A 6,461-nucleotide genomic window follows, 5' to 3' on the forward strand; every position below is an offset into this window, starting at 1 on the left:
GGGCGCCACCACCGATGGCCGCACCATCGAGCGCTCCCATATCCAGGACATGGCCGAGACCTACGACCCGCTGCTTTATGGCGCCCGGATCTGGGTCGAACACCTGCGCAGCCTGTTGCCCGATAGCCCGTTCCGCGCCTATGGCGACGTGGTCGCGGTGAAGGCTGAAGAGGTCGATATTGGCGGCGTCTCCAAACTAGCCCTGTTTGCCCAAATCGTGCCCACCGATGACCTGGTGGCCATGGTCAATGTGAGCAAGCAGAAGCTGTACACGAGCATCGAAATTGCGCCCAAGTTTGCCGACACGGGCCGGGCCTATCTGCAGGGCCTAGCGGTGACGGACACCCCAGCTAGCCTGGGCACTGAAATGCTCGCCTTTGCGGCCCAGCATCCGGACAAGAGCCCGCTCACCGCGCGCAAGATCGACCCGGCCAATCTGTTTACCTCCCTGGAGGAAGTGCAGATTGACTTCGAGGACACCGCCCCGGCTGCGCCGCGCAAGAACCTGGTCACCCAGATCTTCGCAGGCCTGGGCCTGGGCAAGCCGGCGCCGGCGCCGACGCCGGCGCCGGAATCCGACCCTGCCGCGCACCTGGCCACGCTGAGCCAGCAGTTGAGTGAGGCCTTTGCGCAGCAGGAACAGCGCATGGAACAGCTAAACGAAGAGAACCGCACGCTGAGCGCCCGCGTGCAATCGCTGTCGACGCAAGTGGCCGGCCTGCGCAAGACCCTGGATGAAACCCCGCAGGCCTTCACCTCACGCCCGCCGGTTGCAGGGCCTGGCGTGAGCGCCGATGACGTCACCGACTGCTGATCCCCTCGCCTACTCCTTCATTTCGGACCCCACATGCGTACTGAAACCCGTCTCCAATTCAATCAGTTCACCCGCCGTGTAGCGGAGCTCAACAACGTCGAGTCGTCTCTGCAATCCTTCTCCGTGAACCCGTCCGTACAGCAGACGATGGAGCAGCGGATCCAGGAGAGCAGCGCTTTCCTGTCGGCCATCAACATGCCCGGTGTGCTGGACCTGAAGGGCGAAAAGATTGGCGTAGGTGTCAACAGCACCGTGGCCGGCCGCACCGATACCAGCGGCGCCGGCGAGCGTGTTCCGGCTGATGTCACCGCGCTGGACAGCACTGGCTATGAGTGCGTCCAGACCAACTTCGACACGGCTATTCCCTACGCACGACTGGATGCGTGGGCGCGGCAGAAGAACTTCCAGACACTGCTGCGTAACGCGATCACCCAGCGCCAGGCACTGGACCGAATCATGATCGGCTTCCATGGCACCTCGGCTGCGGCCACCACCGACCGGGCGGCCAACCCGCTGCTGCAGGACGTTAACAAGGGCTGGCTGCAGAAGTACCGAGAGCATGCGCCCAAGCGTGTGATGACCGGCGGCAAGACGGCGGGCGTGGTGCAGATCGGCGGCAAAGACGAGAGTACGCGCGACTTTGCCAATCTCGATGCGCTGGTGCTGGACGTGGTATCCAATCTCATCGATCCGTGGCACCAGGATGACACCGGTCTGGTGGTGGTGCTGGGCCGCGAGCTGGTGCATGACAAGTACTTCCCCATCATCGACCAGGACAACGCGCCCACCGAGCAGCTGGCCGCTGACCTGGTGCTGGGCAACAAGCGGATTGGCGGGCTGCGTCCGGTCATTGCCCCGTTCTTCCCGGCCAATGCACTGATGGTCACGTCGCTGGATAACCTGTCGCTGTATTGGCAGATCGGCGGACGCCGACGCTATATCCAGGAGCAGCCCAACAAGAACCGAATTGCCAACTTCGAGTCGTCCAATGATGCCTACGTGGTCGAAGACTACGGCCGTGGCACGGTGGTTGAGAATATCCGCAGCGGCGATGCGCCGGCCGAACCGGAGCCGGACAATGGCTGACAGTCCGGCCAAGCGCCATCTGCAGCGTGTGGAGGCCGCCCAGGCGGCCGCCCGCGCCGCAGCCGGCAACCCCCTGGAGGGCACTCCCATCCATGCCCAGATGCGTCAGCAGTTGGCCCATGACCAGGCGCGCCTGAAACAGATTCAGTCCGCGCAGGGCAAAGCACAGCTCAAGGCCGTGCTGCTGCCCAACTACGACGCGTACCTGGCGGGCGTTTTGGACGCCGATGCCGGTGGCCCCGATGAAGTGGTCTCCAGGCTGATGCTCTGGCACATCGATGCTGGTCTCTACCGACGTAGCCTAGACATCGCCGCCTACGTCCTGCGCCACGGGCTGGACATGCCCGATGCCTTCAAGCGGACGGCCGCCTGCGTGGTAGCCGAAGAGATCGGCCTGGCTGCGCTGAACGCGTTCAAGACCCGCACCCCGTTTGATGGGGCGGTGATTGATCGAGCCGTGCAGCTGACCGAGGGGGCCGATATGCCCGACGAAGTCCGTGCCCGGCTGTTGCTGGCGCGTGCCCGGGGCGTGCTCGACACCGGTGCCGACGACGCGCCTTTGCCGCTGGACGCGGTCACCGCAGCGGTTGCCGACCTGCGCCGAGCGATCAGCTTGCACGATAGCTGCGGCGGCAAGGAAGACCTCAAGCGCGCTGAGCGCCTGTTGAAGAAGTTCGAGGCCAGCTAAGAGCCTACTGGCTGACCTCACACCGAGCGTACCCCGCAACCCGCGCCGGCCCGGGGCCGATCACCCACCCTTTTCCCCTAGGGTGTGACGCCCCGGCCACCGGCGATTTACGAGACATCCCATGAGCAGTTTTGTTGCCAATGGCGCCACCGCTCCGGCCCACGATCCGATCAGTGCTGGCCCGTTCTGGCCGGACATCGATGTGAACGCACTGCGTGAGGCCATTCGTGTGCCAGGCGATGTTTTGCCGGCGCGCCTGCGCCAGACGGTGCTGGTGGCTCTGATCTCGGTGACGCGGGAGCTTGACGCCTGGCAAGCCAAACAGATGGCCGAGGGCTATGCCACATTGGACCAGGTGCCGGCGCGCAGGATCGACGGCAGGTCGGTGCTGGAACATTTATTTCACCGTGCAGTGCAGTGCTGCACCGCCGTGGAGCTGCACGAGCGCTATCGCAGCTATGACGCCACCGCCCAGGGGAATCAGCGCGCCGATGATCTGAGCCCCACCATTGATGAGATGCGCCGGGATCTGCGCAATGCCATCAGCGATCTGCTCGGTACCCGCCGGGTCACTGTGGAGCTGATCTGATGCGCGTGATGGCCCTGCAAGGCGACACGCTCGATGCGCTGTGTCACCGCCACCTGGGCACCACCGCCGGGCTTGTAGAAAAGGCCCTGGCACTCAATTACGGGATCAGCCTGCACGGGCCGATCCTGCCGCTGGGCACCGTTGTGGAGCTTCCCGAGGTGCCCGCCCCCTCCATCGGCGCCGTGGTGCGCCCGCTGGTTCAACTCTGGGACTGATGATGACCGAACCTACCTCCACCGGCAGCATGGCCGCCCTGGCCACCGGCGTCGGCTTGGCCTCGCTGCTACCGGGCATCGAGACCGATGCCTTCATCGGCGCCTTTGCTGGCGCCACCCTCTTTGTCGTCTCGGCCAAGGATCTGTCGCTGTTCAAGCGCGTGATCTACCTGGCCATCAGCGTGGTGGCCGGCTACCTGGGCGGTACCGAGGTCATGGTCCGCTTCGATGTGGCCTCCAGTGGCCTGGCTGCCTTCCTGTGCGCGGCCACCATCATCACCCTGACCCTGGCCCTGATCGAGCGCAGCCGCAGCGCTGATCCGCGCCACCTGCCGCGTGGAGGCTCCGATGGTTGATCTGCTCACCCCTGCCACCCTGCTGTGCTGCCTGGCCATCTGCGCACGCCTGCTGAGCTATCGGCCGGCGCCGGGTGCCCGTCACCGCCCCGGCATTGCCTGGGCCGCCTGGTTGCTGGTCGCCGCCACCGGCGGTCAGGCCCTGCAGATTCTGCTGCTGGGCCAGCGCGCCCCGGTCAGTGGCTGGCAGCTGATCCTGCTGCTGATCCTGGCCGTGGCCGTCTACCGCGCACGCGGCAATCTGGCCCAGCTGTTCGGAGGTCGCTGACATGCTCACCGCTGCACTACTCGCCCAAATCATGCAGTGCCCACTGCCACGCGCCCAGCGCTGGGTCGATCCGCTCAATGCGGCCATGAAGCGCTTTGGCATCAGCACGCCGGTGCGCGCGGCCTCCTTCCTGGGTCAGCTCGGCCATGAGAGCCTGAGTCTGTCGCGGGTGGAAGAATCGCTCAGCTACAGCCGCGCTCGCCTGCTGGACGTGTTTGGTAGCTACGTCGACGCCGATGAAGCAGCGGCCTTTGTGCACCAGCCGGTCAAACTGGGCAATCGGGTCTATGCCAAGCGGAATGGCAACGGCACCGAGACCAGTGGCGATGGCTACCTGTTCCGAGGGCGCGGTCCGATGCAGCACACCGGCCGGGGCAACTATCGGCATGTCGGTCAGCTTATTGGCCAACCGCTGGAAGAACAGCCGACCCTGCTGCTGGAGCCGGAAATCGGCGCCATGGCCGCTGCGGCCTATTGGCACGATGCCGGCCTCAACAGCCTAGCCGACAAGCGCGACGTGTTGGCCGTCAGCCGCACCGTGAACCTGGGTAATGCGCGCAGCCGCGCCACGCCCAACGGCCTGGCCGATCGCACCGCACGCACCACCCGCGCCCTGGCCGTGCTGGGCGTGCGCTGATGCTCCAGCGCCTCCTGCTAGCGCTGATCTTGGTGCTGGCCACGGCCGGCCTGTTCAGCTGCCAACAGATCCGCGTCAGCCGCGCCATAACGGCACTGGATCGTGCCAACGACGCCCTGGACCGCGCCAACGCCGAGAAGGCGGACTTGGCCAGCCAGCTCACCTTGGCCCAGGGCACCACCCGCGTCGTGACCCAATACGTGGACCGCATCCAGGTCGTACGCGAGCGCGGCGCCACCGTCGTCAAAGAGGTCCCTGTCTATGTCACTCAAAATGCGGATGCTGCCTGCGCTGTGCCTGCTGGCTTCGTGCAGCTCCATGACGCCGCCGCGACCGGCCAGCCCGCCGCAGGCGTTGCCGGCGATCCTGATGCGCCCGCCGCCGGCCTTGCACTCTCTACCGTCGCCCGCACCGTCGCCAGCAACTACGCCCTCTGCCATGCCACAGCCGAGCAAGTGATCGGCCTGCAGGGCTTGGTGAGGGAACTGCATGCCGCACTCGGTGGCCAGGAACACGCCCCATGAAAAAGCCGCAGCTGCTACGCCAGCACCTGGTGGCCGCCCTGCCCTGCTTGCAGGCCGATCCCGAGCGCCTGCTGATCTTTGTCGACAACGGCGGTGTGGCCGGCACCTACCGACCCGGGGCCTCGTTTGAGTACCGCTATACACTGGACCTGGTGCTGACCGACTTTGCCGGCGCCCCGGAGGCGGTGATGGTACCGCTGCTGCAGTGGCTGACCCGCCATCAATCCGAACTGCTGGCCAATCCGGCCAACCGCGATAAGCTGACCTTTGAGGTCGATGTGCTGTCCGACAACCTGGTGGATTTGGCCATCAAGCTGCCGCTGACTGAGCGCGTGCGTGTGGTGCGCGATGCCACTGGCATGCTTGTGCTGGAGCACTTGCCCGAGCCGCCGACCGAGGACGAACACGCCGATACGCTGGCCGGTGGTGCGCTGCTGGCCGAGGGTGTGGTGATCGCCACGCTGCCGGCCATCGCGCAATGAACGAAGATCTGCAGCGCCTTGAGAATTGGGTCGCACCGCTCTTGCATCAGCTGCAACCGGCCCAGCGCAGCCGGCTGGCTCGGACGGTAGGCACCGTGCTGCGCCGCGCGCAGCAACAGCGCATCGGGGCACAGAAAAATCCGGACGGCTCGCCCTATGCGGCCCGTCGCAATCCGCCTAGCCGACGCGCCAAGGCCGGGCGCATCAAGCGCGGGGCAATGTTTGCCAAGATCCGACAGGCGCGCCATCTGCGCGTGCGTGCAAACCCCAATGAAGTGGCCGTGGGCTTTACCGGACGCGTCTCGCGTATCGCTATGGTCCACCAGGAAGGCCGCGCCGACAGCGTGAGCAAAGGCGGCCCGCGTGTGACCTATCAGCGGCGTCAACTGTTGGGATTCACGTCGACCGATGAGCAGTTGATCCGCGATACCCTGTTGCGACATTTGTCGGCATGCTGACTATCCCAGCCCCCAATTAGTCAGGAAAATATCGACATCATTCGAGCGGCGCCAGGGACGAAATGCTACATGGTGCAGGAAACCCAAAACTTGTAACCCTATGAAAGTAGCCGATACAAACGCGACATCCAAGATTTCATCCAATGAGATACGCAATGGCGAGGGCACGCAGCGTCCCAACCTTGCAAAACTTCCCGGGCTAAGCTCGGTTTCTAATAGTTCAAGCCCGGCACCTCGCACGATGGCTGAGTGGAGGAGCCACGGCCTGAAGAGCCCGGCGGGATTGGATCACTCACAACAAGCGTCCCAGAAGATGGCTCGTGCGCTAGTTCCTGTACTCAAAA

11 protein-coding genes are annotated in these 6,461 nt (G+C 64.9%); all 11 read left to right on the forward strand.

From position 1 onward, the window contains the following. On the forward strand, positions 1-814 hold an 814-nt coding region (locus G4G00_RS21370; protein WP_164276489.1), incomplete at its 5' end, for a GPO family capsid scaffolding protein. A gap of 33 nt (positions 815-847) precedes the next feature. Continuing rightward, positions 848-1,900 (forward strand): phage major capsid protein, P2 family, encoded by a 1,053-nt coding sequence (locus G4G00_RS21375; protein ID WP_164276490.1) that lies wholly within the window; start codon positions 848-850, stop codon positions 1,898-1,900. Continuing rightward, positions 1,893-2,588, forward strand: coding sequence for a phage terminase small subunit (gene gpM, locus G4G00_RS21380; protein WP_164276492.1), 696 nt, complete (start codon positions 1,893-1,895; stop codon positions 2,586-2,588). Before G4G00_RS21375 ends, gpM begins: the two co-directional genes overlap by 8 nt. A 121-nt stretch (positions 2,589-2,709) precedes the next feature. Then, positions 2,710-3,177, forward strand: a complete 468-nt coding sequence (locus tag G4G00_RS21385) for a head completion/stabilization protein (RefSeq protein WP_164276494.1) — start codon at positions 2,710-2,712, stop codon at positions 3,175-3,177. Continuing rightward, positions 3,177-3,392, forward strand: coding sequence for a tail protein X (locus tag G4G00_RS21390; RefSeq protein ID WP_164276496.1), 216 nt, complete (start codon positions 3,177-3,179; stop codon positions 3,390-3,392). The genes G4G00_RS21385 and G4G00_RS21390 overlap by 1 nt, the downstream gene beginning before the upstream one ends. Positions 3,393-3,394: 2 nt before the next feature. Further along, positions 3,395-3,748 (forward strand): putative holin, encoded by a 354-nt coding sequence (locus G4G00_RS21395; protein WP_164276498.1) that lies wholly within the window; start codon positions 3,395-3,397, stop codon positions 3,746-3,748. Then, the gene (locus tag G4G00_RS21400; RefSeq protein ID WP_164276500.1) at positions 3,741-4,016 is read left to right on the forward strand and encodes a phage holin family protein; all 276 of its coding nucleotides are present in this window, start codon (positions 3,741-3,743) and stop codon (positions 4,014-4,016) included. The genes G4G00_RS21395 and G4G00_RS21400 overlap by 8 nt, the downstream gene beginning before the upstream one ends. 1 nt (position 4,017) lies before the next feature. Then, positions 4,018-4,653 carry a glycoside hydrolase family 19 protein gene (locus G4G00_RS21405; protein WP_164276502.1) on the forward strand — a complete coding sequence of 212 codons (636 nt, stop codon included), beginning with the start codon at positions 4,018-4,020 and terminating at the stop codon, positions 4,651-4,653. Further along, positions 4,653-5,177: a hypothetical protein gene (locus G4G00_RS21410; protein ID WP_164276504.1), complete on the forward strand. Its 525-nt coding sequence runs from the start codon at positions 4,653-4,655 to the stop codon at positions 5,175-5,177. Before G4G00_RS21405 ends, G4G00_RS21410 begins: the two co-directional genes overlap by 1 nt. Then, positions 5,174-5,659, forward strand: coding sequence for a phage tail protein (locus G4G00_RS21415; RefSeq protein ID WP_164276506.1), 486 nt, complete (start codon positions 5,174-5,176; stop codon positions 5,657-5,659). Before G4G00_RS21410 ends, G4G00_RS21415 begins: the two co-directional genes overlap by 4 nt. Beyond that, entirely contained in the window at positions 5,656-6,117 is a 462-nt protein-coding gene (locus G4G00_RS21420; protein ID WP_164276508.1) for a phage virion morphogenesis protein, read from the forward strand. The genes G4G00_RS21415 and G4G00_RS21420 overlap by 4 nt, the downstream gene beginning before the upstream one ends. The last annotated feature ends 344 nt before the right edge of the window (positions 6,118-6,461 follow it).

The organism is Stenotrophomonas sp. B1-1 (genome assembly GCF_010894375.1).
Classification (GTDB): Bacteria; Pseudomonadota; Gammaproteobacteria; order Xanthomonadales; family Xanthomonadaceae; genus Stenotrophomonas.